Annotated in this window: 22 protein-coding genes and 1 pseudogene; 17 read left to right on the forward strand and 6 right to left on the reverse strand. The window is 72.3% G+C overall.

Translation table 11 applies throughout. The annotated features are described in order from the left end of the window. Positions 1-64: 64 nt before the first annotated feature. The 4 genes from K8W59_RS04755 (at position 65) to K8W59_RS04770 (ending at position 3,705) form a co-directional block, all read left to right on the forward strand. Positions 65-334 carry a DUF4242 domain-containing protein gene (locus tag K8W59_RS04755; RefSeq protein ID WP_223397601.1) on the forward strand — a complete coding sequence of 90 codons (270 nt, stop codon included), beginning with the start codon at positions 65-67 and terminating at the stop codon, positions 332-334. A gap of 82 nt (positions 335-416) precedes the next feature. Beyond that, positions 417-1,631 carry an iron-containing alcohol dehydrogenase gene (locus K8W59_RS04760; RefSeq protein WP_223397602.1) on the forward strand — a complete coding sequence of 405 codons (1,215 nt, stop codon included), beginning with the start codon at positions 417-419 and terminating at the stop codon, positions 1,629-1,631. Beyond that, complete coding sequence (locus K8W59_RS04765; RefSeq protein ID WP_223397603.1) at positions 1,628-3,028, forward strand: MadS family sensor histidine kinase; 1,401 nt, start codon at positions 1,628-1,630, stop codon at positions 3,026-3,028. Before K8W59_RS04760 ends, K8W59_RS04765 begins: the two co-directional genes overlap by 4 nt. Beyond that, a complete protein-coding gene (locus K8W59_RS04770; RefSeq protein WP_223397604.1) occupies positions 3,028-3,705 on the forward strand; it encodes a MadR family response regulator transcription factor in 678 nt (225 codons plus the stop codon). The genes K8W59_RS04765 and K8W59_RS04770 overlap by 1 nt, the downstream gene beginning before the upstream one ends. Before the next feature lie 295 nt (positions 3,706-4,000). On the opposite strand, the gene mftM is transcribed toward K8W59_RS04770, so the two are convergent. From mftM to mdo, 4 genes are all read right to left on the reverse strand, one after another. Next, entirely contained in the window at positions 4,001-4,921 is a 921-nt protein-coding gene (mftM, locus tag K8W59_RS04775) for a mycofactocin oligosaccharide methyltransferase MftM (protein WP_223397605.1), read from the reverse strand. Continuing rightward, positions 4,918-6,462: a VWA domain-containing protein gene (locus K8W59_RS04780; protein ID WP_223397606.1), complete on the reverse strand. Its 1,545-nt coding sequence runs from the start codon at positions 6,460-6,462 to the stop codon at positions 4,918-4,920. Before K8W59_RS04780 ends, mftM begins: the two co-directional genes overlap by 4 nt. A gap of 9 nt (positions 6,463-6,471) precedes the next feature. After that, positions 6,472-7,686 carry an AAA family ATPase gene (locus K8W59_RS04785; RefSeq protein ID WP_223397607.1) on the reverse strand — a complete coding sequence of 405 codons (1,215 nt, stop codon included), beginning with the start codon at positions 7,684-7,686 and terminating at the stop codon, positions 6,472-6,474. A 93-nt stretch (positions 7,687-7,779) separates the two neighbouring features. Next, on the reverse strand, positions 7,780-9,072 hold the full coding sequence (mdo, locus tag K8W59_RS04790; RefSeq protein WP_223397608.1) for an NDMA-dependent methanol dehydrogenase: 1,293 nt from the start codon (positions 9,070-9,072) through the stop codon (positions 7,780-7,782). 247 nt (positions 9,073-9,319) lie between these two features. Between mdo and mftA the strand changes: the two genes are divergently transcribed. Genes mftA through K8W59_RS04820 form a run of 6 tightly spaced genes read left to right on the forward strand, consistent with a single transcriptional unit; the run spans position 9,320 to position 14,431 of the window. Continuing rightward, entirely contained in the window at positions 9,320-9,430 is a 111-nt protein-coding gene (mftA, locus tag K8W59_RS04795) for a mycofactocin precursor MftA (protein WP_223397609.1), read from the forward strand. Further along, positions 9,430-9,732: a mycofactocin biosynthesis chaperone MftB gene (gene mftB, locus K8W59_RS04800; RefSeq protein ID WP_223397610.1), complete on the forward strand. Its 303-nt coding sequence runs from the start codon at positions 9,430-9,432 to the stop codon at positions 9,730-9,732. The genes mftA and mftB overlap by 1 nt, the downstream gene beginning before the upstream one ends. Continuing rightward, positions 9,729-10,964 (forward strand): mycofactocin radical SAM maturase, encoded by a 1,236-nt coding sequence (gene mftC, locus K8W59_RS04805; protein ID WP_223397611.1) that lies wholly within the window; start codon positions 9,729-9,731, stop codon positions 10,962-10,964. The genes mftB and mftC overlap by 4 nt, the downstream gene beginning before the upstream one ends. Before the next feature lie 3 nt (positions 10,965-10,967). Beyond that, positions 10,968-11,705, forward strand: a complete 738-nt coding sequence (gene mftE / locus K8W59_RS04810) for a mycofactocin biosynthesis peptidyl-dipeptidase MftE (RefSeq protein WP_223397612.1) — start codon at positions 10,968-10,970, stop codon at positions 11,703-11,705. Beyond that, entirely contained in the window at positions 11,702-13,192 is a 1,491-nt protein-coding gene (gene mftF / locus K8W59_RS04815; RefSeq protein ID WP_223397613.1) for a mycofactocin biosynthesis glycosyltransferase MftF, read from the forward strand. The genes mftE and mftF overlap by 4 nt, the downstream gene beginning before the upstream one ends. A 3-nt stretch (positions 13,193-13,195) precedes the next feature. Further along, positions 13,196-14,431 (forward strand): sigma-54-dependent transcriptional regulator family protein, encoded by a 1,236-nt coding sequence (locus tag K8W59_RS04820; RefSeq protein WP_223397615.1) that lies wholly within the window; start codon positions 13,196-13,198, stop codon positions 14,429-14,431. A gap of 11 nt (positions 14,432-14,442) precedes the next feature. Here the strand turns inward: K8W59_RS04820 and K8W59_RS04825 are convergent, their stop codons facing one another. Beyond that, positions 14,443-14,847: a hypothetical protein gene (locus K8W59_RS04825; RefSeq protein ID WP_223397616.1), complete on the reverse strand. Its 405-nt coding sequence runs from the start codon at positions 14,845-14,847 to the stop codon at positions 14,443-14,445. A gap of 86 nt (positions 14,848-14,933) precedes the next feature. Between K8W59_RS04825 and K8W59_RS04830 the strand changes: the two genes are divergently transcribed. From K8W59_RS04830 to K8W59_RS04845, 4 genes are read left to right on the forward strand one after another with little or no spacing between them, the layout of a single operon-like run. Continuing rightward, positions 14,934-15,413, forward strand: coding sequence for a (2Fe-2S)-binding protein (locus K8W59_RS04830; RefSeq protein WP_223397617.1), 480 nt, complete (start codon positions 14,934-14,936; stop codon positions 15,411-15,413). Then, positions 15,410-17,893 carry a xanthine dehydrogenase family protein molybdopterin-binding subunit gene (locus K8W59_RS04835; protein WP_223397618.1) on the forward strand — a complete coding sequence of 828 codons (2,484 nt, stop codon included), beginning with the start codon at positions 15,410-15,412 and terminating at the stop codon, positions 17,891-17,893. The genes K8W59_RS04830 and K8W59_RS04835 overlap by 4 nt, the downstream gene beginning before the upstream one ends. Beyond that, positions 17,890-18,774, forward strand: coding sequence for an FAD binding domain-containing protein (locus K8W59_RS04840; RefSeq protein WP_223397620.1), 885 nt, complete (start codon positions 17,890-17,892; stop codon positions 18,772-18,774). The genes K8W59_RS04835 and K8W59_RS04840 overlap by 4 nt, the downstream gene beginning before the upstream one ends. Next, positions 18,774-19,718, forward strand: a complete 945-nt coding sequence (locus K8W59_RS04845; protein WP_223397622.1) for an SRPBCC family protein — start codon at positions 18,774-18,776, stop codon at positions 19,716-19,718. Before K8W59_RS04840 ends, K8W59_RS04845 begins: the two co-directional genes overlap by 1 nt. Before the next feature lie 336 nt (positions 19,719-20,054). On the opposite strand, the gene K8W59_RS04850 is transcribed toward K8W59_RS04845, so the two are convergent. Continuing rightward, a complete protein-coding gene (locus K8W59_RS04850; protein ID WP_223397623.1) occupies positions 20,055-20,675 on the reverse strand; it encodes an alpha-ketoglutarate-dependent dioxygenase AlkB in 621 nt (206 codons plus the stop codon). Between the two features lie 241 nt (positions 20,676-20,916). On the opposite strand from K8W59_RS04850, the pseudogene K8W59_RS04855 reads away from it, so the two are divergent. The 3 genes and pseudogenes from K8W59_RS04855 (at position 20,917) to K8W59_RS04865 (ending at position 25,167) form a co-directional block, all read left to right on the forward strand. After that, positions 20,917-21,820, forward strand: a pseudogene (locus tag K8W59_RS04855) (IS5 family transposase). Positions 21,821-21,881: 61 nt separating this feature from the next. Beyond that, positions 21,882-22,610, forward strand: coding sequence for an ABC transporter ATP-binding protein (locus K8W59_RS04860; protein WP_223397624.1), 729 nt, complete (start codon positions 21,882-21,884; stop codon positions 22,608-22,610). Position 22,611: 1 nt separating this feature from the next. Further along, positions 22,612-25,167: an ABC transporter permease gene (locus tag K8W59_RS04865; protein ID WP_223397625.1), complete on the forward strand. Its 2,556-nt coding sequence runs from the start codon at positions 22,612-22,614 to the stop codon at positions 25,165-25,167. Positions 25,168-25,169: the final 2 nt, after the last annotated feature.

A 25,169-nucleotide genomic window follows, 5' to 3' on the forward strand; every position in this document is an offset into this window, starting at 1 on the left:
TGCCCCAGACCCCACGTGCTGCCTAGCGTGAGGCCGTCGACGCATACCGAGGCGAGGAGGAGCGATGGGTCGCTACGTGATCGAGCGGAGCCTGCCCGGGGCGGGTGCCCTGAACCAGGAGGAGCTCAAGGAGATCTCGGCCAAGTCCAACGACGTGCTGGAGGGGCTGGAGGACGTGTCGTGGGTGGAGTCCTACGTCACCGACGACAAGCTCTACTGCGTCTACGACGCGGGGGACCCGGCGACGATCGAGGAGCACGCTCGGCGCGGCGGCTTCCCGATCGACCGGGTGAGCGAGGTACGGACCACGATCTCGCCCGCGACGGGCCGCTGACGCCTCCGGTGCTTTTGCCTCTGTCGGGGTGTGGCGCACGCCACTACGGTGGGGAGAAGAACTCCACGGGAGGGGAGCGCCCATGAGCGTCACGGTGCCCCCGGCGGCTGCCGCCGGACCGACCACCGGTCAGTCGGACGAGACCGGCCCGGGCGTGGTGAAGTTCCACGCCCCCGAGGTGGTCTTCGGCGTGGGCTCGCTGGCCGAGGCGGGCTTCGCCGCGGGCCGCCTGGGGGCGCGCCGCCCGTTCGTCGTCACCGATCCGGGGATCATCGCGGCGGGCTGGGTCGACGAGCTGCTCGGCCACCTGCGCGACGTACGCCTCGAGCCGGTCCTGTGGTCGAACGTCACGCCGAACCCCAAGGACGAGGAGATCCGGGCCGCCTGGCAGCAGTACGCCGAGGCCGAGGCCGACGTGATCATCGGGATCGGCGGTGGCTCGGCGATGGATGCCGCCAAGGGCGTGGCGATCCTGTCCAGCAACGCCGGGGACATCCTGGACTTCGCCGGGGTGGACCAGGTGACCCGGCCGATCCCGCCGATGATGATGATCCCCAGCACGTCGGGCACCGGCGCCGACGTCAGCCAGTTCTGCATCGTCACCGACACCGAGCGCCGGGTGAAGATCACCATCATGGGCCGGGCCCTGGTGCCGGACATCTCGATCACCGACCCGCGGCTGCTGATGACCATGCCCGAGGCGCTGAACGCGGCGACCGGCCTGGACGCGCTCACCCACGGGATCGAGTCGTTCGTGTCCCTGGCTCACAACCCGCTGGCCGACGTGCACGCGCTCAACGCCGTCGGGCTGGTCAGCGGGCACCTGCGCTCGACGATGATCGAGCCGAGGGTGACCGCCCACCGGACGAAGATGGCGCAGGCGTCGCTGGAGGCCGGGATGGCCTTCACCAATGCGATCCTCGGCGCCACGCACGCGATGAGCCACCAGGTCGGCGGGCTGCTCGACGCGCCGCACGGGGTCGTCAACGGAGTGCTGCTGCCGCACGTGATCCGATACAACGCGCGCGCCACCCCCGAGCGGTTCGTCGCGCTCGCGCGGTCCTGCGGGCTCGCGGTCGACGGGATGCCGGGGGAGGAGGCGGCCGAGCTGCTCGCCGAGCAGGTACGGCGCCTCGCCGACGACGTGGGCGTCCCGCGCGGCCTGCGCGAGCTGGGGGTCACCGAGGCCGACCTGCCCCGGCTGGCGGTGAACACGCTGGAGGACGCGTGCCTGGCGACGAACCCGCGCAGCGCGCAGGCCGGGGACGTGGAGAGCATCTTCCGGGCGGCTCTGTGAGCGCCTCCTCGGATGCACGCCCGCCGGACCTGGCGACCCTGACCGGGATCCGGTCGGGCAAGCGCTCCTACTACCGCGCCTACGTCCGCTCCGACGAGCGGCTGACCCAGGCGGTGCGGGCGATGGACGCGATCTCCCGCGCCCTGGTCCGCACGGTGGAGGGCCCCCGGGGGCTGCTGGAGCGGGTGCTGCGCGCGGCCGCGTCCCACCTCGCGGCGGAGTGGGCGATCCTGGCGCTGTCGGACGGCCGGCTGCCGGGTGCGCGGCCGCGATTCCTGCTGCTCTCGGCCGACGGCGAGCTCTTCGACGACGACACCGGCCTTCCGCCGTACGTCCGTCGCGAGCTGGGAGCGATCCGTGCCGGGCACGCGGTGCGCAGCGACGACGACGGCGGCTGGGTGCGGGTCCCGATGAGCCTGGACGGCGAGCAGGTGGGCAGCCTGGTCGGGCTGCAGGGCCTGGACTCCGACCCCGAGCCGAGCGACCTGTCGGTGCTGCGGATCCTGGCCAACCAGGCGGCGGTCTCGCTGCACACCTCCGAGCAGTACCAGGCCTCGCTCACCCTGCACCGCCGCGCGCAGCGGCTCTACGACGAGGCGACCGCACAGCGGCGCGACCTCGAGGAGCGCACCCGGGAGCTGCGGCATGCCGAGCAGCGGCTGGTGCTGGCCCACCAGCGCGAGCTGGTGGACGCCGAGCGGCACCGGATCGCCCGCGAGCTGCACGACACCGTGAGCCAGCACGTGCTCTCGGCGGGGATGGCGCTGGAGCTCGCGCGCGGCGATCTGGCGGATCTCGGCGACGCGGGCCGGGGCGTGCTCACCCAGGTGCTCACCGCGCGGGAGCTGACCCAGCAGGCCGTCGAGCAGCTGCGCCGGGCGATCTACGCCCTGCACCAGGACTCCAAGGACACCGTGTCCACCCTGCCCGAGTTGCTCGCGGACGTCGCCGCCCAGCACCGGCCTAACCTCAAGGTCCAGGTGCGGGTGGAGGGCGAGTCGAGCCCGCTGCCCGCGGACGCCGACCACGAGATCGCCCGTGCGGTCGGGGAGGCGCTGTTCAACGTGGCGACGCATGCCGAGGCGACCCGGGCGATCATCCGGCTGCGCTACCGGCCCGACGAGCTGATGGCGTCGGTCGCCGACGACGGCAACGGCGACCCGACCGGGATGAGCCGGGTGCTGCGGCTGCAGCGCACCGACTCCTCGGGGCGGCATCGGGGCCTGGCGAACATCGAGACCCGGATCGTCGAGCTGGGCGGGCGGATCGCGTTCCGCCGGGCCCGGCTGGGCGGCGTGCGCGTGGAGATGCGGGTGCCGCTGCCGCTGCGTCGTACCGACGACGCCGGGGGAGTCATCAGCGGGCTGCTCGGCCCGCCGGAGGAGAGGAGCGACTGATGGGCTCACTCGTGCCCTCGCCGACCGAGGCCGCGCCCGACGTCGTGGGGATCATGCTCGTCGACGACCACGCGATCGTCCGGCAGGGCCTGCGCTCGATCCTGGACCGCGAGGACGACCTGGCGGTGGTGGCCGAGGCGTCGACGGCGGACGAGGCACTCACCGTCCTGGGCCGGGTGCAGCCGCGGATCGTGCTGCTCGACCTCAAGCTCTCCACCTCCTCCGACACCGAGGGGCTGGAGCTGTGCGAGCAGCTCGTGGAACGCAACCCCGACCTCGGGATCCTGGTGCTGACGACGTTCCTGGACGAGCAGTTGGTGATGCGGGCGATCCGGGCCGGGGCGAAGGGGTACGTCGTCAAGGACGTCGACACCTCCGGCCTGATCCGCGCGATCCGGGACGTGGCGCGCGGCGGGTCGGCCTTCGACCCGCGCTCGGCGGCGGCGATGGTGCGCGGCCTGCACGCCCCGCAGCCCGAGGAGTCCCAGCAGCTCACGGGCCGGGAGCGGGAGGTGATCGCGCTGCTGGCCCGCGGCTTCTCCAACGGCCAGATCGGCGAGCAGCTCTACATCTCCGAGACCACGGCGAAGTTCCACGTGGGGAACATCCTGCGCAAGCTCGGGGTGACGCGGCGGGCGGAGGCGGTGTACGAGGCCACGAAGCTCGGGCTGATCTGACGGAGCGACGAAGGAGTGGAGTCAGGAAGCCCGGAGAGGGCGAGGCTGATCTGACGGAGCGACGAAGGAGTGGAGTCAGGAAGCCCGGAGAGGGCGAGGCTGATCTGACGGAGCGACGAAGGAGTGGAGTCAGGAAGCCCGCAACGGGCACAGGCTGATCTGACGGAGCGACGAAGGACGCGCCCGTCGTACCGAACAGTAGGCAGCGAAATCTCGCGCAGAAGGTGCGTACTGTTCGGTACGCGCGGCGGGGTGGTGCGCACTGTTCGGTACGACGTGTCCGGGGTACGGCGCCTCAGGGGCGGTCCAGCACCAGCCAGCCGCCGTGGTGCTCGTGTACCTCGAAGTCCCACCCCGAGGCGACGCCCCAGGCCTCCAGGTCGGCCAGGGAGATGGTGCGCACGTGACCCCAGGTCTCGTCGGCGACGTCCTCGAGGGGTACGGCGACCACGACCCGGGAGCGTCCGAGCCGCAGGGCCTCGGCGAGCACCCGCTCGCCGTGCTCCTCGTCCAGGTGCTCCAGCAGGTGGATCGCCAGCACGTGGTCGGCCGAGCCGCCGGGGTAGGGCACCCGGGAGGCGTCCGCGGTCGCGGTGGCCAGCGGCACCCCGAGCCGCGGCGCCACGCGGGACAGCAGCGTCACGGTGCCGGGGCTGATGTCGGTGGCGACGATGGGGAACCCGGCCCCGGCCAGGCGCAGGGAGAGGAAGCCGAAGCAGCAGCCCAGCTCCAGCACGCTGCCTCCGGGCCGGAGCAGCGACTCGACGTGGGAGTAGACGGGGGCGTACCCCGCCAGAGTGCCGTGCGCCCCGAGGGCGTTGAAGCCGCTGCCCCCGGGGCCGCTGGCGAGCAGGGCGTCGAGGCGGCGCAGCGTGTTGCGGTAGAACAGCTCCCACCCGGACAGCGGGTCGCCGGCGCTGGTGAGCACGACGCCGGTGAAGATCCGCTCGAAGAGGTCCGGACCGCGCAGCCAGCCGGGGCCGAAGAGCTCGTCGGCGAGCAGCCCGGCCAGGTCGTCGTCCACCTCGTCGGGCGGCAGGACGTGCTGGACCTGCACCCGGTGCCCGGAGGGCAGGACGTCGAAGTGCGGGGTCCGCACGCTGCGCAGCGAGCGGCGCGGACGCGGCCCGTGGCAGGCGCGCACCTGCACCACGCCGTCGTCGTAGGCGCCGTCGTGCAGGGAGGCGAAGGGGTCGATCCCGGCGGTCACGCTCATGCCGGCTCCCCGGCGCTCGCCATCGAGGTCGAGACCCGCTCCAGACCGCGCAGGTTGCGCACCACCTGCACCCGGTCGGCGTACTCCGCATAGAGCGGCAGGTCGCACCCGCCCAGCGTCCAGGAGTACCGCGGCTCCGGGGTCAGCCAGATGGTCGAGCGCGCCCGCCGGGTGATCTCCTCGAAGGTCGAGACGCGCGGGTCGTTGCCGTTGCCGCGCCCGTCACCGAGGACGAGGACGGTGGTGCGCCGGGTGAGCGCGGAGCCGTACTGCTCCAGGAAGGTGTCGAACGCGTGGCCGTAGTCGGAGTCCGCGTCCACGTCGAGCACACCGCCGGCCGGCAGCCCTGCCATCACCAGCGAGAGCGCGTCCTCGATCCGGTGCTCGGCGAACAGCTCGGTGATCTCGACTAGGTCCTTGACGAACGCGAAGGTCCGCACCTGGGTGGCGATCGACTGCAGCGAGTGCACCAGGTGCAGGGTGAACTTCGAGGTCATCCGCACCGACAGCGACACGTCGCACAGCACCAGCAGCCGGGGCCGGTCCTCGACCTTGCTGACGGTGACGGGGCGGAACGGGACGCCGTCGTACTTCATGTTCGTGCGCATCGTGCGGCTGCCGTCGACGGTGCCGCGGGCGGCGGTACGGCGACGCGGGCGGGGCGATCCGTGCAGCGAGCGCAGCAGCCGGCGCAGGCTCTCCTCCAGCTCGAAGCGCACCTGCTCGTCGACCACTTCGGCACGGGCGGCCTCGATCTCGCGCTCCTCGACCTCGCGCTCCATCGCCATCAGCTTCTGCAGGTGATCGCGCAGCCGCTCCGGGAGGTTCTCCAGGAACGGCTTGAGCTGCTCGCGCAGCGCGGCCAGCGAGGTGGCGGCGGCCGGGTCGAGGTCCTCCGGGGCGTCCGGCAGCTCGTCGGCCAGCCAGCTCAGCAGCGCCATCTCCTCGGCGACCGAGAGGTCCGCCTCGACCTCCAGGCCGGGGCTGCGGATCAGCTCGCCGGGCGCGCCTGGGTTGTGCAGCCGCTTCGTGGACAGCTGCACCCGCGCCGCCTCGCCGGCACCCGTGGCCTGGTCCTTGCTGAGCACGATCTCGTCGGTCATCTGGGCCATGTCCAGCCGGTTGGCCTCCTGGTGCAGGTTGTACTGCTGGGCCATGTCCTCGGGCTTGAAGTACTGGTGCAGGTCCATCGGCTTGCCGTGGCTGTGCCCCTGCTCGGGGGTGTCGCCGGGCTCGTCGCCCAGGGTGAACTCCTGCAGCTCGCCCTCGTCGGCGAGGTCGTCGTGGGCGTGCGAGTGCTCGGCGTCGTCGTCCTGCACGACCGGCTTGAGGCCGAAGAACGCGTCGAAGACGCGGTGGAAGGCCGGCACGTCCCGGCGGTCCTTGACCAGGGAGACCAGCAGGGCGGAGCGGAGCACCTCGGGCTCGGCGAGTACGCCGGGCTGGGCGGCCGCCTCCAGCGCGTCGACCGCCTCCGACACGCTCACCCGGACGCCGTGCAGTCGCAGCAGCCTGACGAACCGGTGCAGGGCCCCCTCCATGCCGCCTCCTCAGACCGGGCGCTTGCGGGCACGCCCCGCAGCGAACGACTTCTTCCCCTGACCACTGGGCACCCGCTTGGGTCCGCCGCTGCCGCCCTCCTTGCCGTAGTACGCCTTGTCGTGGCGGCCGGGCTCGTCCTTGTTCCGGCGTACCTCCCGGCCGTCGACGTCGCCGTCGTCGGACGACGGGGCGCTCGGCCGGCCCGACTCCGCACTGTGCGTGTGTCCGTGGCCGTGGCCGTGCCCGTGACCGTGACCGTGCAGGTGGTCGGGCACCTCGGCGTTCGGGTCGAGGATCCGCGGGAGGGCCGCGGCCGCCTTGGTCAGGTCGCGCTCGTACTTCACCACCACGTTGAGGGTGGCGGAGAGGACCTCGGCGTTGAGCTCCTTGACGCCCAGGACCGCCAGCGTGCGGGCCCAGTCGATCGTCTCGGAGATGCTCGGGGCCTTGCGCAGCTCCAGCTCGCGCAGGTCGCGCACCACCTCGACCAGCCGCGCGGCCAGTGCGTCGGGGAGGCCGGTGTCCTTGCTGCGCAGGATCTCCAGCTCGCGCTCGGCGGAGGGGTACTCCAGGAACAGGTGCAGGCAGCGTCGCTTGAGCGCCGCGGACAGGTCGCGGGTGTTGTTGGAGGTGAGGACGACATAGGGCAGATGCCGCGCGACGACCGTGCCGACCTCGGGGATGGAGATCTGGAACTCGCTGAGCAGCTCCAGGAGCACCGCCTCCAGCGCCTCGTCCGCGCGGTCGACCTCGTCGATCAGCAGCACCACCGGCTCGTCGGAGGAGATCGCCTCCAGCAGCGGGCGCGGGGCGAGGAACCGGTCGGAGAAGAACACCGAGTCCTGCTTGGCGATCCGCTCCACCGCCTCGTGCAGGTCGGGTGCGTCCTCGATCAGCTGGCCGATCTTCTCCCGCAGGATCTGGGTGTAGAGCAGCTGCTTGCCGTAGTCCCACTCGTAGAGCGCCTTGGACTCGTCCTGGCCCTCGTAGCACTGCAGCCGCAGCAGGCGACGACCGGTGACCTCGGCGAGGCTGGCCGCGAGCTGGGTCTTGCCCACCCCGGCCGGGCCCTCCAGGAGGACCGGCTTGTCCAGGCGCGACTGCAGGTAGACGGTCGTGGCGAGGCGGTCGTCGGTGAGGTAGCCGGCATCGGCGAACCGGGTGCGGGCCTCGTCGACGTCGGCGAACGGGAAGGCTCCGGTGGGAGCGGGTGTCTCGGTCAAGGCCGCCTCCTTCGCGGTCGGGCGGGACGGGGAGTGGGGTCCGTCCCGCGGGAGTGCGCAGGGCCTCCCGCCGGGACGGCGTCGGGGGTGCGGTCAGCTGAGCAGGTCGTCCAGGTCGCCGTTCATCGTGTGGTCGACCACGGGGCGCACGGTCTCGAAGGTGCACTCCTTGGGGTTGCCCGGCGTGCAGGCGTCGCCGAGCACGTGGTTGGTGATGCGGTCCACGTCCTCGTCGTCGCCCTTGATCACCGCGGAGTTCTCGTAGAACTTCGTCGGGCCCTGGCCGAGCCGGTTCTTGGAGTAGCTGTCCTGGGTGACGTCGGTGAACTTCTCGGTGATGCCCACGTCGCGGAGCAGCCGGATGGCCGCCTCGAGCGCGGCATCCGCGGCCTGCACGTCGCTCATGCCGTAGGTGTCCACGCCCATCACCTCGGCCATCTCGGCGAACCGCTTGTAGTGCGTGGGCATGTTGAACGCCCACACCCGCGGCAGCGCGATCGCGTTGTTGAGGCCGTGGTGGGTGTCGTAGAACGCGCTCACCGCGTGCGAGATCGAGTGGATGATGCCGAGGCCGCCGGAGTTGAACGCCTGGGCGGCGATGTACTGGGCGTACATCATCCCCTCGCGGCCCTTGAGGTCCTGGCCGTTCCAGGTGGCCTCGCGCAGGTTCTCCGCGGTCAGCTTGACCGCGCGCAGTGCGTTGCCCAGGGACGGCTCGAAGTTCAGCCGGGACACGTAGGGCTCCGAGGCGTGCGCGAGCACGTCGAAGCCGCACTGGGCGGTGTAGTCGACCGGGCAGTCGAAGTAGAGCACCGGGTCGTCGATCGCCAAGGTGGCCACCGAGGCGTCGTCGAAAGCGACGTACTTGTGCGGGTTGTCCGGGTCGGTCGTGGTGTCGGTGATGACGTAGGCCCACGAGGTCTCCGAGCCGGTGCCGGCCGTCGTGGACACGGCGATGTGCGGCGGGTTCTTCGGGTTCTCGGACATGTTGAAGCCCTCGAACTCGTTGACGTTGCGACCGTCGTGCGCGACCGAGACGCGCGCGCCCTTGCACGCGTCGTGGGAGGAGCCGCCGCCGATGGAGACGAAGGAGTCGCACTCGGTCTCCTGGTACTGCTGGACCGCGTCCATGACGTTGTAGTCCTTGGGGTTGGACTCCACCTGGTCGTAGACCTCGACCTCCAGGCCGTGGTACTTCATCGACTCCACGATCTTGTGCACGATGTCGGTGCCCCGCAGCCCCGAGGTCATCACCAGGGTCTTGCGGAAGCCCATCTTGAGGGCCTCGGGGCCGATCATCTCGTGCGCGCCGGGCCCCATGAGAGCCCGGGGGAACGGGTGGAACTCCTTGATCGGGAACGGCTTGAGCAACTCGTCGACCTGCATCTGACTACCTCCAGGGATCCGGAACGCGACCGAGCCGGGGCCGGCTCGTCGATCCCCTCGGACGCTAGGAGCGGCGGGCCGTGCCGAACAGGCGAGGATCGGGAAACAGCCCGCCGGGTGAGCGTCCTACCTGCCCGATCCGGCAGGGTCGGCCACCTCGCCGACCAGTGACGCGCGAGCGACCGGCGTTCTTAGCGTGGGGGCACCGGGCCGTCCGGTCCGGGGTCGCCGACCGAGAGGGAGTGCCATGACCGACCCGCAGCACGACCAGCAGGAACCCCAGGAGACCGCCGCGGACCTCGTCGCCGAGGACCTGGTGGAGGAGGTCTCGATCGACGGGATGTGTGGCGTCTACTGATGTCCACCACCGACCGGACCGTCCGCCCCGACCTCCCGTTCGCCGAGCGCGCCTGGGCCCTCAGCCCGTCCGTCGCGCTGCGGCCGGAGCCGTTCGGGGCGCTCGCCTACGACTTCGTCACCCGGCAGCTGAGCTTCCTCAAGACCCCGCTGCTGGTCGACGCCGTACGCCGGCTCGCCGACGCCCCCGACGCCGCCACCGCGGTGCGCGAGGTCGGGGTGGACGGGCCGGCCAGGACCGCCTATCTCACCGCCCTGGAAGGGCTCGCCCGAACGGGCATCATCGTGGAGCGTGCCGCATGACCCTGGCCCCCGACCGACCCCGCACCAACACCGAGCAGGCCCGCCCCGAGGGCGGCCGCCTGGTCGACCAGTTCGAGTTCGGCCTGGACGCGCCGATCTGCCTGACCTGGGAGCTGACCTACGCCTGCAACCTCGCCTGCGTCCACTGCCTCTCCTCCAGCGGCCGTCGCGACCCCGACGAGCTGACGACCGAGGAGTGCAAGCAGCTGATCGACACCTTCGAGCGGATGCAGGTCTTCTACGTCAACATCGGCGGCGGCGAGCCGACCGTGCGCCCGGACTTCTGGGAGCTGCTGCAGTACTCCGTGGACCACCACGTGGGCGTGAAGTTCTCCACCAACGGCTTCCGGATCACGCCCGAGCGTGCCCGGCAGCTCGCGGAGACGCCGTACGTCGACGTCCAGGTCTCCCTCGACGGCGCGACCGCCGACGTCAACGACGCGGTCCGCGGGCAGGGCACCTACGACGCCGCCCTGCGCGCGATGTCCAACCTGGCCGACGCGGGGATGGAGGACTTCAAGCTGTCGGTGGTCTGCACCCGGCACAACATCGGCCAGCTCGACCGCTTCAAGGAGATCGCCGACACCCATGGCGCCCAGCTGCGGCTGACCCGGCTGCGCCCCTCGGGTCGCGGCGCGGACGTCTGGTCCGAGCTGCACCCGCTGCCCGAGCAGCAGCGGGAGATCTACGACTGGCTGGTCGCCAACGGCGAGGGCGTGCTCACCGGGGACTCGTTCTTCCACCTGTCCGCCTTCGGCGAGGCGCTGCCCGGGCTGAACCTGTGCGGCGCCGGGCGCGTGGTGTGCCTGGTCGACCCGGTCGGCGACGTCTACGCCTGCCCGTTCGCGATCCACGACCGCTTCCGGGCGGGCAACGTCCGCGGCGACGGCGGATTCGAGCAGGTATGGCGGCACAGCGAGCTCTTCACCGGCCTGCGCAGTCCGCAGACCGGCGGCGCGTGCACGCAGTGCTTGGCGTACGACGCCTGCCGCGGCGGCTGCATGGCCGCGAAGTTCTTCACCGGCCTGCCGCTGGACGGCCCGGACCCGGAGTGCGTCAAGGGCAACGCCACCGGGGCGTTGGCCGAGGTCTCCGAGCGTCCGGGGCCCAGCGTCGACCACAGCCACACCGGCACGGTCCGCAACGCGCCGGTGCCGCTGGGGATGCCGACCGTGCGGCCGGCGTCGCCGTGCGACGAGAGCCCGCTGACCGCGCCGCGGACGTTGGGCTGAGCGGTGGGCGGCGACGTCCGCCTCGGGACGCATCGCTGGCCGGAGGTGACCGGCCGCGACGGACCGTTGCTGCTCGTGCCGGTGGGGGCGACCGAGCAGCACGGCCCCGGCCTGCCGGTGTGCACCGACACGCTGGTGGCGGTGCAGGTGGCCGAGACGGTGGCGAGGCGCCGCGCCGCCGCCGGGGAGGACGTGCTGGTGGCGCCGGCGGTGTCGTACGGCGCGAGCGGGGAGCATGAGGACTTCCCGGGGACGGTCTCGATCGGGCACGACGCGCTGCGCCTGCTGCTCGTCGAGCTCGGGCGGTCCGCCGGCCGCTGGGCCCGCGGGGTCGTCTTCGTCAACGGGCACGGCGGGAACGTGCCCACCGTGGCCGGGGCCGTGCTCACCCTGCGTGAGGAGGGGCGGGCGGCCGCGTGGACCGCGTGTGCGGTCGAGGGCGGCGACGCGCATGCCGGTGCCACGGAGACCTCGCTGCTGCTCGTGCTGGCCCCCGCCCTGGTCCGCACCGACCTGCTCGCGCCGGGGGAGACCGCCCCGCTGCCGGAGCTGATGCCGCGCCTGCGGACCGCGGGGGTGCGGGCGGTGTCGGCCTCGGGCGTCCTGGGCGACCCGACGCAGGCGAGCCCGGAGGAGGGGCGCCGCATCCTGGAGCGGATGGTCGAGCGGATCGACGGCGAGCTGGCCGGGCTGGACGTGGACGAGCGGGGGAGGCTCGCCTCGGCCCCGGTGGCGACGTGAGCGGGGCGCTGCGGATCCCCGAGCCGCCGGCCGGGGCGCTGCCGGGCGAGTTCGGCTTCACCCTCGCGAAGTCGACCCGGGTCCGCGACGGCGGCCGCACCCTGCTCGCCGGGGAGCGAGTGCTCCGACTCTCCGCGACCGCCCTCGACCTCATGCGCGGACCCGGTCCCGTTGCAGGCCGCGATGCCGACACGGCCCGGCTGACTCGGCTGCTCCTCGACGCGGGGGCGGCGGTCCCGTGGTGGCGCGACCCGCCGCCGCCCGACCTGGCCGTCGACGACGTCACCGTGGTCGTCCCGGTCCGGGACCGGCCCGAGGCGCTCGCCCGCCTGTTGCGCGGGCTGCCCCCGCACCTGCCCGTGGTCGTCGTGGACGACGGGTCCAGCGACCCGGCCGCCACGGCGCGCGCCTGCGCCGCGACCGGTGCGCGGCTGCTGCGTCACCCGGTGTCGCGCGGGCCGGCGGCCGCCCGGAACACCGGGCTGGCGGCGGTGGAGACGCCGTACGTCGCCTTCTGCGACTCCGACGTCGAGCCGGTCCCCGGGTGGCTCGGCGTGCTCCGCCGGCACCTCGACGACCCGGCCCTCGCGGCGGTCGCGCCACGGGTCCACGGGCGGGCTCCGAGCCCCGGCGACGGCTGGCTGGACCGCTACGAGCAGGCCCGCTCGTCCCTGGACCTCGGGCCGGCCCCCGCGGCGGTGCGGGTCCGCGGCCAGGTCGCCTACCTGCCCAGCGCCTGCCTGCTCGCCCGGGTCGCGGCGCTCGGCGACGGCTTCGACCCGGCCCTGTGCTCGGGGGAGGACGTGGACCTGGTGTGGCGGCTGCTCGCCGCCGGCTGGCGGGTGCGCTATGACCCTGACGCCCGCGTCCGCCACGACCATCGCACGACCCTGGGGCCGTGGCTGGCGCGCAAGGCGTTCTACGGCAGCTCGGCCGCGCCGCTGTCCGCGCGTCACCCCGGGGCGGTCGCACCGCTCGTGGTGAGCCCCTGGTCGGCGGCGTTCACCGTCGCGGTGCTGGCCCAGCGTCGCTGGTCCGTGCCGTTCGCCGCCGCCGTGGCCGGCGCCGCCGTCATGGGGGTACGGCGACGCCTCGCCACCGGGGCGCACCCCTGGCGGACCGCGGGCGTGCTGGTCGGCCACGGAGCCGCCGCGTCGCTCCGGCAGGCCGGCACCGCGCTCACCCGGCACCACTGGCCGCTCGCCGCGCTGGCCTGCCTGGTCTCGGGCCGGGCTCGACGGGCGGTGCTGGTCGCGGCGGTGGCCGACGCCTGGCTGGACCACCGGAAGGTGCGGCCCCGGCTCGGGCTGCCGCCGTACCTCCTCGCCCGTCGGCTGGACGACCTCGCCTACGGCGCCGGCCTGTGGCTCGGAGCCTGGCGGGAGCGCTCGATGCGGGCGCTGCTGCCGGGTCTGTCCCGAAGTACCGCTGCGCGGCTTGGCGGACGCCGCTACCGTGACCCCGGTCACGTCGATTCGTTGAGGTAGGCGATGCATCCCAAGGAGCTGCACGACCGCCGCCGCGAGGCCGTCCAGGCCTGGACGGCCTTCGTCGAGCGGGGCGACGAGGTCGCCCCGCAGGTGCGGCCGGAGATCCTGTCGAGCTGGCAGCGGTCCACCGTGGCGATCAACCCGGCGGTGGCGAACGCGCCCCTGGCCGACGAGGGCGACACCCTCGCGTTCTGGCGGGAGTCGCCGCTGCAGGTGGCGGTCGGGCGGATCGAGGACGAGCTGCGGCGGACCGCCGAGGACGGCGACCTGGTCATCGCCGTGACCGACGCCGAGACCCGGATCCTGTGGACCTACGGCGGGCGGGTGATGCGCCGGAAGGCCGAGACGGTCAACTTCGTCGCCGGCGGGCAGTGGGACGAGTCGAGCATCGGCACCAACGCGCTCAACCTGGCGCTCGGCCAGGACGCGCCGTCGATGGTGTTCAGCGCCGAGCACTACGCCCCGATCGTGCACAACTGGGTGTGCTGGGCCGCGCCGGTGCACGACCCGTCGACCGGCGTGCAGCTCGGCGTGATCGATCTGTCGACCACCTGGGACCGGACCCACCCGATCGGGCTCGCGACCGCCCGGATGATGGCGCGGCTGATCGAGACCGCGCTGCCCCAGACCTCCGGCGAGGCGCCGGTCGCGGTCGACGGCGCGGCGCACGGGCCCGGCCTCACCCTGACCCTGCTGGGCACGGCCGAGGCCGTCCTGGACGGCCAGCGGCTGCTGCTCAACCGCCGCCAGACCGAGATCCTGGCGCTCCTCGCGCTGAGCCCCAACGGGCTGTCGCTGGAGCATCTGCACGCGCACCTCTACGGCGACGAGAACGTCACCGTCTCCACGCTCAAGGCGGAGGTGTCGCACCTGCGGGCCGCCCTCGGCGGGAAGCTCGCCTCCCGGCCCTACCGGCTGGAGATGGAGGTGCGCACCGACGTGGACACGGTTCTGCGTCTGCTCCGCGCGGGCCAGGTGCGGGCGGCCGTCGCGGCCTACGGCGGGGACCTGCTCCCCGGGACCAACAGCCCGCGGCTGGCCGAGCTGGCGGAGTACGTCGCCGTCGCGGTCCGCGAGGCGCTGCTGGCCGACCCGCTGCCCGACGCCGTGGTGCGCTACAGCGAGATCGCGCCCTACGACACCGAGGTCCTCGAAGTGTGCCTGGCGCATCTGGGGGAACGGCCGCACCCGACCAAGGCGCTGCTGAAGGGGAAGCTCGCGGCCGCCCAGCGCTGAGTCGGCCGGAGTCAGTCGATCCGGTCGCGCAGCCAGCCCGGGCCGTGCACCAGCACGCCCTCGGGCAGCCGGGCGCGCAGCCCACGGTCGGCGGTGACCACCGTGACGTCGTACGCCGCCAGCGCGGCGACCGCCTGCGCGACGATCTCGTCGTCGCCCTCGCCCGTCGCGTGCACGACCGTCACGCCGTCCTGGGTGCCCACGGGCACCCCCGCCTTGGCCGCGCCCTCGAGGACCAGCCGGACGCCGCCGTCGGTGTCCGCCGCGATCCCGGAGGCGACGAGGGCGTCGTACAGCCGCCGCGCCGCGCCGGCCCGGTCCTTCCACCAGCCGTCGGGCCGCGAGCCCACGACGTTCGCCCCGTCCACCACGATCATCCGGTCATCCTGGCAGCCGACGGTGCTGCGCGTCCTCACCCCGGCGGCCCCAACCTTCCGCCAACCGGCCACCCCCTAGGTTCGACACACTTCGTGTCCTCTGTCACATGAGCTGGGAGTCGCTGATGACCAAGATCGAACTCACCGTCGACGGAGCACGGGTCTCCGACGATGTCGAGCCGCGCATGCTGCTCGTGCACTACCTGCGGGAGAAGCTCGGGAAGACCGGCACCGTCGTCGGGTGCGACACCAGCAACTGCGGCGCGTGCACCGTGCACATGGACGGCAGGAGCGTGAAGTCGTGCAACGTGCTGGCGGTGCAGGCGAACGGTCGCGAGGTCACCACCATCGAGGGGCTCGCGGCCACCTCCGACGGTGACCTGCACCCGGTGCAGGAGTCCTTCCGCGAGTGCCACGGCCTGCAGTGCGGCTACTGCACGCCCGGGATGATCATGCAGGCCGTCGACCTGCTCAACGAGAACCCGAAGCCGAGCGAGGCGGAGGTCCGCCTGGGCATGGAGGGCAACCTGTGCCGCTGCACCGGCTACCACAACATCGTCCGGAGCGTCATGCACGCCTCCGGTCAGGGAGGTGACCAGGCATGACCGCCACCGAGGCCGAGGCGCCCGAGCACGAGATCGGTCGCGACCGCCGGCGCAAGGAGGACCAGCGCCTCATCACCGGCCGGACCCGCTGGACCGACAACATCCAGATCCCCGGGATGCTGCACCTGGCGATGGTGCGCAGCCCGTTCGCCCACGCGAAGATCCTCAGCATCGACACCGAGGCGGCCAAGCAGGCGCCCAACGTGGTCGACGTGCTCACCGGCGCGGACCTGGGCGAGTCGCAGGGCGTGAACATCAACGCCTGGCCGATCACGCCGGACCAGGTGGCGCCTGTCCACCTGCCGATGCCCAGCGACCGGGTCACCTTCGCCGGCGAGATCGTCGCGGTGGTCGTCGCCCGCACCGCGGCCGAGGCGCGCGACGCCGCCGAGCTGGTCGACGTGGAGTACGAGCAGCTGCCGGCCGCGCTGGACCTCAAGGAGGCCGCGGCCGCGGACGAGAACGGGGGAGCGCTCGCGCACCCCGACCTCGGCACCAACAAGAGCGCGTTCTGGAAGTTCGACTCCGCCGAGGCGGGGACCGGCGGCAACGTCGACGAGGCGATCGAGAAGGCCCGCGGCGACGGCATCGTGGTGGAGCGGGAGTTCCGCCAGCAGCGGCTGATCCCGGCCTTCATGGAGCCCCGCTCGTGCGTCGTCGACCCGACCGGCGAACAGATGACCATGTGGAGCGCCACCCAGATCCCGCACATCCTGCGGTTCGCCCTCGCGGCGACCACCGGGGTGCCGGAGTCGAAGATCCGGGTGATCGCCCCCGACGTCGGCGGCGGGTTCGGCGGCAAGCTGCAGACCACGCCCGAGGAGTGGCTGGTCTGGGCGATCGCCCGCCGGCTCGGCAAGCCGGTGAAGTACACCGAGACCCGCTCGGAGTCCCTGCTCAGCGCCCACCACGGACGCGACCAGTGGCAGAAGCTCACCCTGGCCGCGGAGAAGGACGGCACGGTCACCGGGCTCAAGGTCGAGCTGCTGGCCGACCTCGGCTCCTACGTCAGCCTGGTCGGCGGCGGCGTGCCGGTGCTCGGCGCCTTCATGTTCAACGCGATCTACAAGTTCCCCGCCTACCAGTTCAACTGCCAGACGGTGCTGACCAACAAGACCTGGACCGACGCCTACCGCGGCGCCGGCCGGCCCGAGGCCACCTTCGGCATCGAGCGGATGATGGACGAGCTGGCCAACGAGCTCGGCGTGGACCCGCTGGAGGTCCGGGAGAGGAACTGGATCAAGCACGAGGAGTTCCCGTTCACCACCGTCGCCGGGCTGGAGTACGACTCCGGCAACTACGAGGCAGCCACCGCGCGCGCCAAAGAGGCCTTCGGCTACGACGAGCTCCGTGCGGAACAGAAGCGGCGCCGGGAGTCCGGTGACCGCGTGCAGCTGGGCATCGGCGTCTCCACCTTCACCGAGATGTGCGGGCTCGCGCCGAGCCGGGTGCTCGGCCAGCTCGACTACGGCGCCGGTGGCTGGGAGTACGCCGGCGTGCGGATGCTCGCCACCGGCAAGGTCGAGGTGACCACCGGAGCCAGCGCCCACGGCCAGGGCCACGAGACGGCGTTCAGCCAGATCGTCGCCGACCGGCTGGGCGTGCCCTTCGAGGACGTCGAGATCCTGCACGGCGACACCGCGGTCGCGCACAAGGGGCTGGACACCTACGGGTCCCGCTCGCTCGTGGTCGGCGGCGAGGCGCTGGTGCGCGCGGCGGACAAGGTGATCGAGAAGGCCAAGCCGTTCGCGGCCTACATGCTCGAGGCCAGTGAGGACGACCTGGAGTTCTCCGGCGGCACGTTCACCGTCAAGGGCACCGACAAGGGCGTCGGGCTCACCGAGATCTCCGCGGCCACCTTCGCCAGCCACGACTACCCCGAGGGGCTCGAGCCCGGCATCGACGCGGAGGCGACGTACGACCCCGTCAACTTCAACTACCCGCACGGCACGCACCTGTGCGCCATCGAGGTGGACACCGAGACGGGCGCGCTGAAGATCCGCAAGTACGTCTGCTGCGACGACGTCGGCAACATCATCAACCCGCTGATCGTCGCCGGGCAGGTGCACGGCGGGCTGGTGCAGGGGATCGCACAGGCGCTGTGGGAGGAGGCGGTGTACGACGACGCCGGGACCCTGGTCTCCGGGTCGTTCGTGGACTACCTGCTGCCGACCACGGCGGACACGATCAACTTCGACGTGGTGCACACCGACGACCCGAGCTTCGCCACCACCAACACGCTGGGCACCAAGGGCGTGGGCGAGGCGGGGACGATCGCCTCCACGCCGGCGGTGGTCAACTCCGTGGTCGACGCGCTGCGGCAGTTCGGCGTCGACGACGTGGTCATGCCGTGCACGCCCGAGCGGGTCTGGCGGGCGATCCACAGCAACGACGGGGCGGATCCGACCGAGGAGGCGGCGGCGCCGCACTTCGAGGAGTCCGCGCGCAACCAGGACAGCACGGAAGGAGCGGGCCAGTGATCCCGGCGAAGTTCGACTACCTCGCACCCACGTCGGTCGAGGAGGCGCTGCAGGCGCTGAGCCAGCACGGCGACGACGCGAAGGTCATCGCGGGCGGACAGAGCCTGCTCCCGGTGCTGCGGATGCGGCTGAACGCGCCGGAGGTGGTCATCGACCTGGCCGCCGTACCCGGCCTCCAAGGCATCATGGAGGAGGGCGAGCACCTGGTCATCGGGGCGATGACGACCCACCACGAGGTGGCCAACGACCCGCTGATCGCCGAGCACGCGCTGCTGCTGCAGAAGGCCGCCCGCGAGGTGGCCGACGCGCAGATCCGCCACCGGGGGACCCTCGGCGGCGCGCTGGCGCACGCCGACCCCGCGGGCGACCTCGGGGCGCCGATCCTCGCGCTCGGGGCGGAGATGGTGATCGGCGGGCCCGGTGGCACCCGCACGGTGCCGGCCGAGGAGTTCTTCGTCGACCTCTTCGAGACCGCCATCGGCGCCGACGAGATCCTGCTCGGCGTGCGGATCCCCAAGCACACCGGCTGGGGGGCGCACTACGAGAAGTTCGTCCGGGTCGCCCACCAGTGGCCGATCGTGGCCGTCGCCGCGACCGTCCGCAGCGACGGCGGCACGATCACCGAGGCGCGCGTCGGGCTGACCAACATGGGCAACCGGCCGCTGCGGGCCAAGGGTGCCGAGGAGGCGCTTGCGGGCGCGACCGCGACCGAGGACGGCGTACGCTCCGCCGCCGACCAGGCCGCCGAGGGCACCCAGCCGCCCAGTGACCTCAACGGGGACGCGGAGTATCGTCGACACCTCGCGAAGGTGCTGACCCGACGGGCGGTGCTCAAGGCCGCCGGGGTCGACGTCGAGGGGCATTCGGGAGGTGCCGTCTGATGGAGCTTCGTCACGAGTTCACCGTGCCGACGGGCGTGCAGGAGGCCTGGGACCACTTCCAGGACATCGCCTCGGTGGCGACCTGCTTCCCCGGGGCGCAGGTCACCTCGGTCGACGGCGACACGTTCTCCGGGCAGGTGAAGGTCAAGCTCGGCCCGATCGCGCTGGTCTACACCGGCCAGGGCGAGTTCGTGGAGAAGGACGCGTCGGCGCGCCGGTTCGTCGTGGACGCCAAGGGGCGGGACAAGCGCGGCAACGGTACGGCGGGGGCCAAGGTCACCCTGACCATGACCGAGCAGGCGCCGGACTCGACCTCGGTCGAGGTGCTCACCGATCTCGCGGTCACCGGCAAGCCGGCCCAGTTCGGCCGTGGCGTCATGCAGGACGTCTCCGACAAGCTGCTCGGCCAGTTCACCCAGTGCCTGGAGCGCCAGGTGCAGGCGGGCGGGACGGCTGCGGCTTCTGCCGACTCGGGCGCTGCCACCGCTTCTGCCGGCTCCGGCGCTGCCGGGTCCGGCTCGGGCTCCGGCGACGCGCTCAGCGGTGCTGCCCCCGACTCGTCCTCGGAGGGGACGCCGCTGGCCGCCGCGGCCGCCTCGTCCTCCGGCGGCCTGCTCGCGGCCGCGGGCGCCCCGTCGGTGGGGACGGGGTCGTCGTCCGGCGCGGGCGCGTCGGGCTCGGGGTCCGGCGGGTCGGGCTCCGGCTCCGGCGGGCTGCTCGCCTCGGAGTCCGCGCCGTCGGTCGGCGCCGAGGCTCCCGCCTCGGGCGGCTCTGCGGGGTCCTCGGGTGTGTCGGCGTCCTCGGCGTCCTCGTCCGATGACGACAGCGGCGACGGAGCCCTGGACCTCGGTGCGACCGTGCTGCCGGTGCTCGCGAGGGCGTACTGGAAGCAGGCGGTCGGCGGGGTGGTCGCCCTCTGGGTGCTCCGTCGACTGTTCCGCTGATCCGGACACTGAGACGGATTTGTCCCGTTGTCCGGACAACCAGGTGGTTGACGGCGCCCGAACTGGGGTTTTCCGGCAATTTCCCGCCTGTGGGTATGGACATCGTCCCCGTGGTGACGAAACATGGTGTTCGCGCAATCGGATGCGCCACCTCGGGGAGGGGTCGGCGCCCATGTGCATGGCGGCCGGTGGCTGACCGCGCTTGAGGGAGACGCGATCGGCCACCGGCCGCCTCTTCATCTCCTTCCGCTCCGGCCGGACGTCATACGTTCCGGAGGACCGGTTCCTCAGTTCGGATGACGTCCCGGGCCGGGCGGCCCGTGGGGCGGCCTCGGCTCAGAAGACGTGTCGCGGGCGGAACTGGACCGACAGCCGCGGGCCCGCGTTCGCCACCTTGGGTACGGCGTGCTCCCAGGTCCGCTGACAGGAGCCGCCCATCACCACCAGGTCGCCGTGCCCCATCGTCACCGCGATCGACTCGCCCCCGCCGCGCGGGCGCAGCGTGAGCCGCCGCGGGTCGCCGACCGAAACGATCGCGACCATCGTGTCCTGGGTCCGCCCCCGGCCGAAGGTGTCGCCGTGCCAGGCCACCGAGTCCCGGCCGTCGCGGTAGTAGCAGCAGCCGGCGGTCACGAACCGCTCGCCCAGCTCGGGCTGGTAGTGGTCCGAGAGCGCCTCGCGCGCCTCGACCAGCGTGGGGTGGGGGAGCGGCTCGCCGATCCCGTAGGTGTGCACCAGGCGCGGGACGTCGACCACCCGGTCGTACATCTGCCGCTGCTCGGCCCGCCACGGCACCTCGCGCACCAGGGTCTCGAAGACCTCGTCGGCGTCGGCCAGCCAGCTGCGTCGTACGTCGATCCAGGCTCCGCGGGTCAAGGTCGTCCGCTCCACCCCGGCGGACAGGGTGGCGACCAGAGGAGCCTGCTCCGCGGCGAACAGCGTCCCTTGGAAGTCCATGTCCCGACGGTAGCAGACGATCGAACGGGTGTTCGACAGCCCGGATCGTGGCGCGATCAGGGGCGAGCCGGGGGTGACTGGGGAACAATCCTGTTGCGCCGGGTTCGGTGCGACCCGCCACCATGGGGGCGTGAAGACCTTCTGGAACCGACGTTCCGCTCCTGCCGCAACAAGCGCCGACTCACCGTCAACTAGGGCGTGTCTCCCAAAGAACGCGGGGTCGAGCCGGGATTGTTGACGCATGTCGCGTTCTGCGGTGCTGACTGACGCTCAGTGGGCTCGGATCGAGCCGTTGATGCCCTCCTCGGACGGCCAGCGGGGTCGGCCGTTTCGCGATCACCGACAGGTGATCGAGGGCATCGTCTACCGGTTCCGGACCGGGGTGGCGTGGCGGGACCTGCCCGAGTCCTTCGGCCCGTGGCAGACGATCTGGAAGCGCCACAAGCGGTTCAGCACCGACGGAACGTGGGACAAGGTACATGCCCGGCTGGTCGCCGAAGCCGACGCCGCCGGGCAGGTCGAGTGGGACGTGTCGGTGGACTCCACGATCAACCGGGCGCACCAGCACGCCACCACGTTGAGCCGCATCGAGGTGCCAGCCGGGCGCCGCACGGGGGGCTGAGTCGAACTACAAGGACCTGCGTGCCGAGCCCCCTGACCACGCGCTCGGTCGCTCCCGCGGCGGGATGTCGACCAAGATCCACCAACTCGTCGATGGGCAGGGCCGCCCGCTGGTCATCGCGCTCACGCCCGGCCAGGCCGGCGACTCCCCGATGCTCAAGCCACTCCTGTCGCACCTGGCCGTCAAGCGCCTCGGTCCGGGGCGGCCGCGCACTCGCCCGGACGCCGTGCTCGGCGACAAGGCCTACTCATCCCGCGCGATCCGCGCCGAGCTGCGATCCCGCCGAGTCAGGGCGGTCATCCCGCAGCCTTCGGACCAGATCGCCCACCGCAAACGGCGCGGATCGGCCGGCGGTCGTCCGCCCTCATTCGACGCCGTGACCTACAGGGGGCGCAACGTCATCGAGCGGTCCTTCAACGACCACAAGCAATGGCGCGGCCTGGCCACCCGCTACGACAAGCTCGCGGTGGTCTATCGAGGAGGCGTCGTCCTACGCGCCATCACCATCTGGCTTCGCGAATAGGGAGACACGCCCTAGCGCCGACTCGGGGTCAACTGGCGCCGACTCGGCGGGACGGGGGGTGGTGGCCGCGGCGGCGCACGACCTGGTCAAGACCTACGGGCACGACGAGGCGGAGGTGCGGGCGTTGGACGGGGTCAGCGTCGACCTCTACGCCGGCCAGTTCACCGCGGTCATGGGGCCCTCGGGCTCGGGCAAGTCCACGCTCATGCACTGCCTGGCCGCCCTCGACACTCCCACGAGCGGCGACGTCGAGGTGGACGGCTCCCGGCTCGCGGGGATGAAGGACAAGGCGCTCACCACCCTGCGGCGGGAGCGGATCGGGTTCGTCTTCCAGGCGTTCAACCTGGTTCCCACCCTGACCGCGGAGGAGAACATCCTGCTGCCGCTGTCCCTGGCCGGGCGCAAGCCCGACCCGGAGTGGTACGACCGGGTGATCGACGCGGTCGACCTGCGCTCCCGACTGCACCACCGCCCCTCGGAGATGTCCGGCGGCCAGCAGCAGCGGGCCGCCTGTGCACGGGCCCTGGTCAGCCGGCCGGCGATCGTCTTCGCCGACGAGCCGACGGGCAACCTGGACTCCACCAGCAGCGCCGAGGTGCTGGCGTTCCTGCGGCGCAGCGTCGACGACTTCGGGCAGACCATCGTGATGGTGACCCACGACCCCGTCGCGGCGTCGTACACCGACCGCGTCGTCTTCCTCAAGGACGGGCGGGTCGTCGACGAGATCGTCGCCCCCGACCGCGACCGCATCCTGGCCGCGATGGCGGACCTCTCCCGCAAGGAGGCGTGAGGTGTTCCGCCTGACCTGGCGCACCCTGCTGGCGCGCAAGGTGCGCCTGGTGATGAGCACGCTGGCGATCGTGCTCGGGATCGGCTTCCTCGCCGGCGTGCTGACCTTCTCCAACGGCCTGTCGAGCACCTTCGACGGGATCATCAAGGGCTCGACACCGGACGCCACGGTGCGCCCGGCCGGGACGGACTCCTTCAGCGCGGTCGGGGCGGGCAACAGCGCGACCATCACGCCCGAGGACGTGGACCGGCTGACCGCGCTGCCCGAGGTCGAGCGCGCCGACGGCAGCGTCGACGGGCTCGGGCTCTATCTCCTCGACGAGGACGGCAAGCTCGTCGGCGGCCAGGGCGCCCCGACGCTGGCGTTCAACCATGCCGACGTCCCCAACCTGCTCGGCGAGCCGTCGCTCCGGCTGGTCGACGGCGCCTGGCCGACCGGAGCCGACGACGTCGTGCTGGACAGCGGCGCCGCCGAGCGCGCGGGCTACCGGATCGGGGACGAGGTCACCGTCATCGCCCCGTCGGGCGACTCGGTCCGCGACGCCCGGAGGACCTTCACGCTCAGCGGCACCGCCGAGTTCAACGGAGGCGGCACCGCCGGCTCGGTGCTGGTGATCTTCTCCACCGCTACCGCCCAGCAGCTCTTCCTCGGCGGGCAGGACGCCTTCACCAGCGTCGCCCTCACCGCGGCCCCCGGAGTGACCCAGCAGGAACTGGCCACCGCAGCGGACCGGGTCGCGCCCGCCGGCTTCGACGCCGTCACCGGCGACCGGGTGGTCGAGGAGTCGCAGGCCGCGATCGGCCAGTTCCTCGACGTGATCTCGACCTTCCTCATCGTCTTCGCGGTGATCGCGATCCTGGTCGGCGGCTTCATCATCGCCAACACCTTCACCATCCTGGTCGCGCAGCGGGTGCGCGAGCTGGCGCTGCTGCGGGCGCTCGGCGCGAGCCGGAAGCAGGTACGACGGTCGGTGCTGGTCGAGGCCGCGCTGATGGCGCTGATCGGCTCCGCGCTCGGGATCCTCGTCGGTCTCGGACTGGCGCGGGCGCTCGCCGGGCTGTTCCGGAACTTCGGCCTGGACATCAGCGCCGACACCCTCACCCTCACGCCGTTCACTGTGCTGGCGGCCTTCGCCGTCGGGCTGGTGGTCACCATGGTCTCGGCCTACCTGCCCGCACGGCGGGCCGCACGGACCGCGCCGGTCGCCGCGATGCGGGCCGAGGCGGCGACCCCCGCCGAGGGGTCCCTGCGCCGCCGGTCGCTCATCGGCGGGGTGCTGATCGTCATCGGGATCGGCCTGGCTGTCGTCGGGCTGCGCGGCGGCCCCGGCAACGACGCGATCTGGATCGGCGTCGCGGCCGTGCTGTGGATCCTCACCGCGGCGGCACTGAGCCCCGTGCTCGGGCACCCGCTGCTGGTCGCCTGCCGTGCGCTGTTCGGCCGGGTCTTCGGCACCACCGGCCGGCTGGCCGGTGAGAACGCGCTGCGCAACCCCCGCCGTACCGGCGCCACGGCCGCCGCCCTGATGATCGGTCTCGCGCTGGTCTCGGCGGTCGGCACCCTCGCCGCGTCGATGAGCGCCACCAGCGACGAGCTCGTCGACGAGCAGTTCGCCTCCGACTTCCTCGTGCAGTCGGCCAGCTTCCAGAGCTTCCCCACCGGCATCGGCGACGACATGGAGCAGGTGGACGGGGTCGAGACGGTCAGCCGCAACCAGTTCGCGATGGCGCTCGTGGACGGCGAGCCCGCGTCCCTGCTGGGCGTCCAGCCCAGCTTCCACGACATCTACCGGCTCGACATGCGGTCCGGCACCCAGGAGATGCGCGGCGACCAGACGATCATCACCACCGACGCCGCGAAGGAGTACGGCGTGGGCGTGGGCGACGAGCTCGAGCTGACCGTGCCCGGGGACCGCCGGGCCTCGGTCGAGGTGGCCGGCATCTTCGAGCCCTCCCAGGTGGCCGGTGCGATCAACGTGCCGATGTCGGTGCTGACCGACCTCGGACTCAACCGGACCGACAACACGCTGAGCATCAACGTCGAGCCCGGCGCCGACCTGGCGGCGGTGCAGGCCGACCTCGAGGAGGTCGTGGCGGACGTGCCGATCGTCAGCGTGCAGGACAAGGCCCAGTTCGCCGAGTCGATCCAGGGCCAGATCAACCAGCTGCTGGCGATGATCTACGGCCTGCTCGCACTGGCCATCGTCATCGCGGTCATCGGCATCATCAACACCCTGGGGCTCAGCGTGATCGAGCGGACCCGGGAGATCGGCCTGTTGCGCGCGGTCGGGCTCTCCCGGGCGCGGCTGCGTCGGATGGTGACCCTGGAGTCGGTGACCATCTCGGTGATGGGCGCCGTGCTGGGCATGGTCATCGGGCTCGTCGTGGGCGTGCTGCTGCGCGAGTCGCTCAAGGACGACCTGACCGTGCTGTCGCTGCCCTGGGGGAGTCTGCTCACGTTCCTCGCGGTCGCCGTGCTCTTCGGGGTGCTGGCCGCGGTGGTGCCGGCGATCCGTGCCTCGCGGCTGAAGGTGCTGGACGCGATCGCGACCGAGTGAGT

The organism is Nocardioides rotundus, from assembly GCF_019931675.1.
GTDB classification, from domain to species: Bacteria; Actinomycetota; Actinomycetes; order Propionibacteriales; family Nocardioidaceae; genus Nocardioides; species Nocardioides rotundus.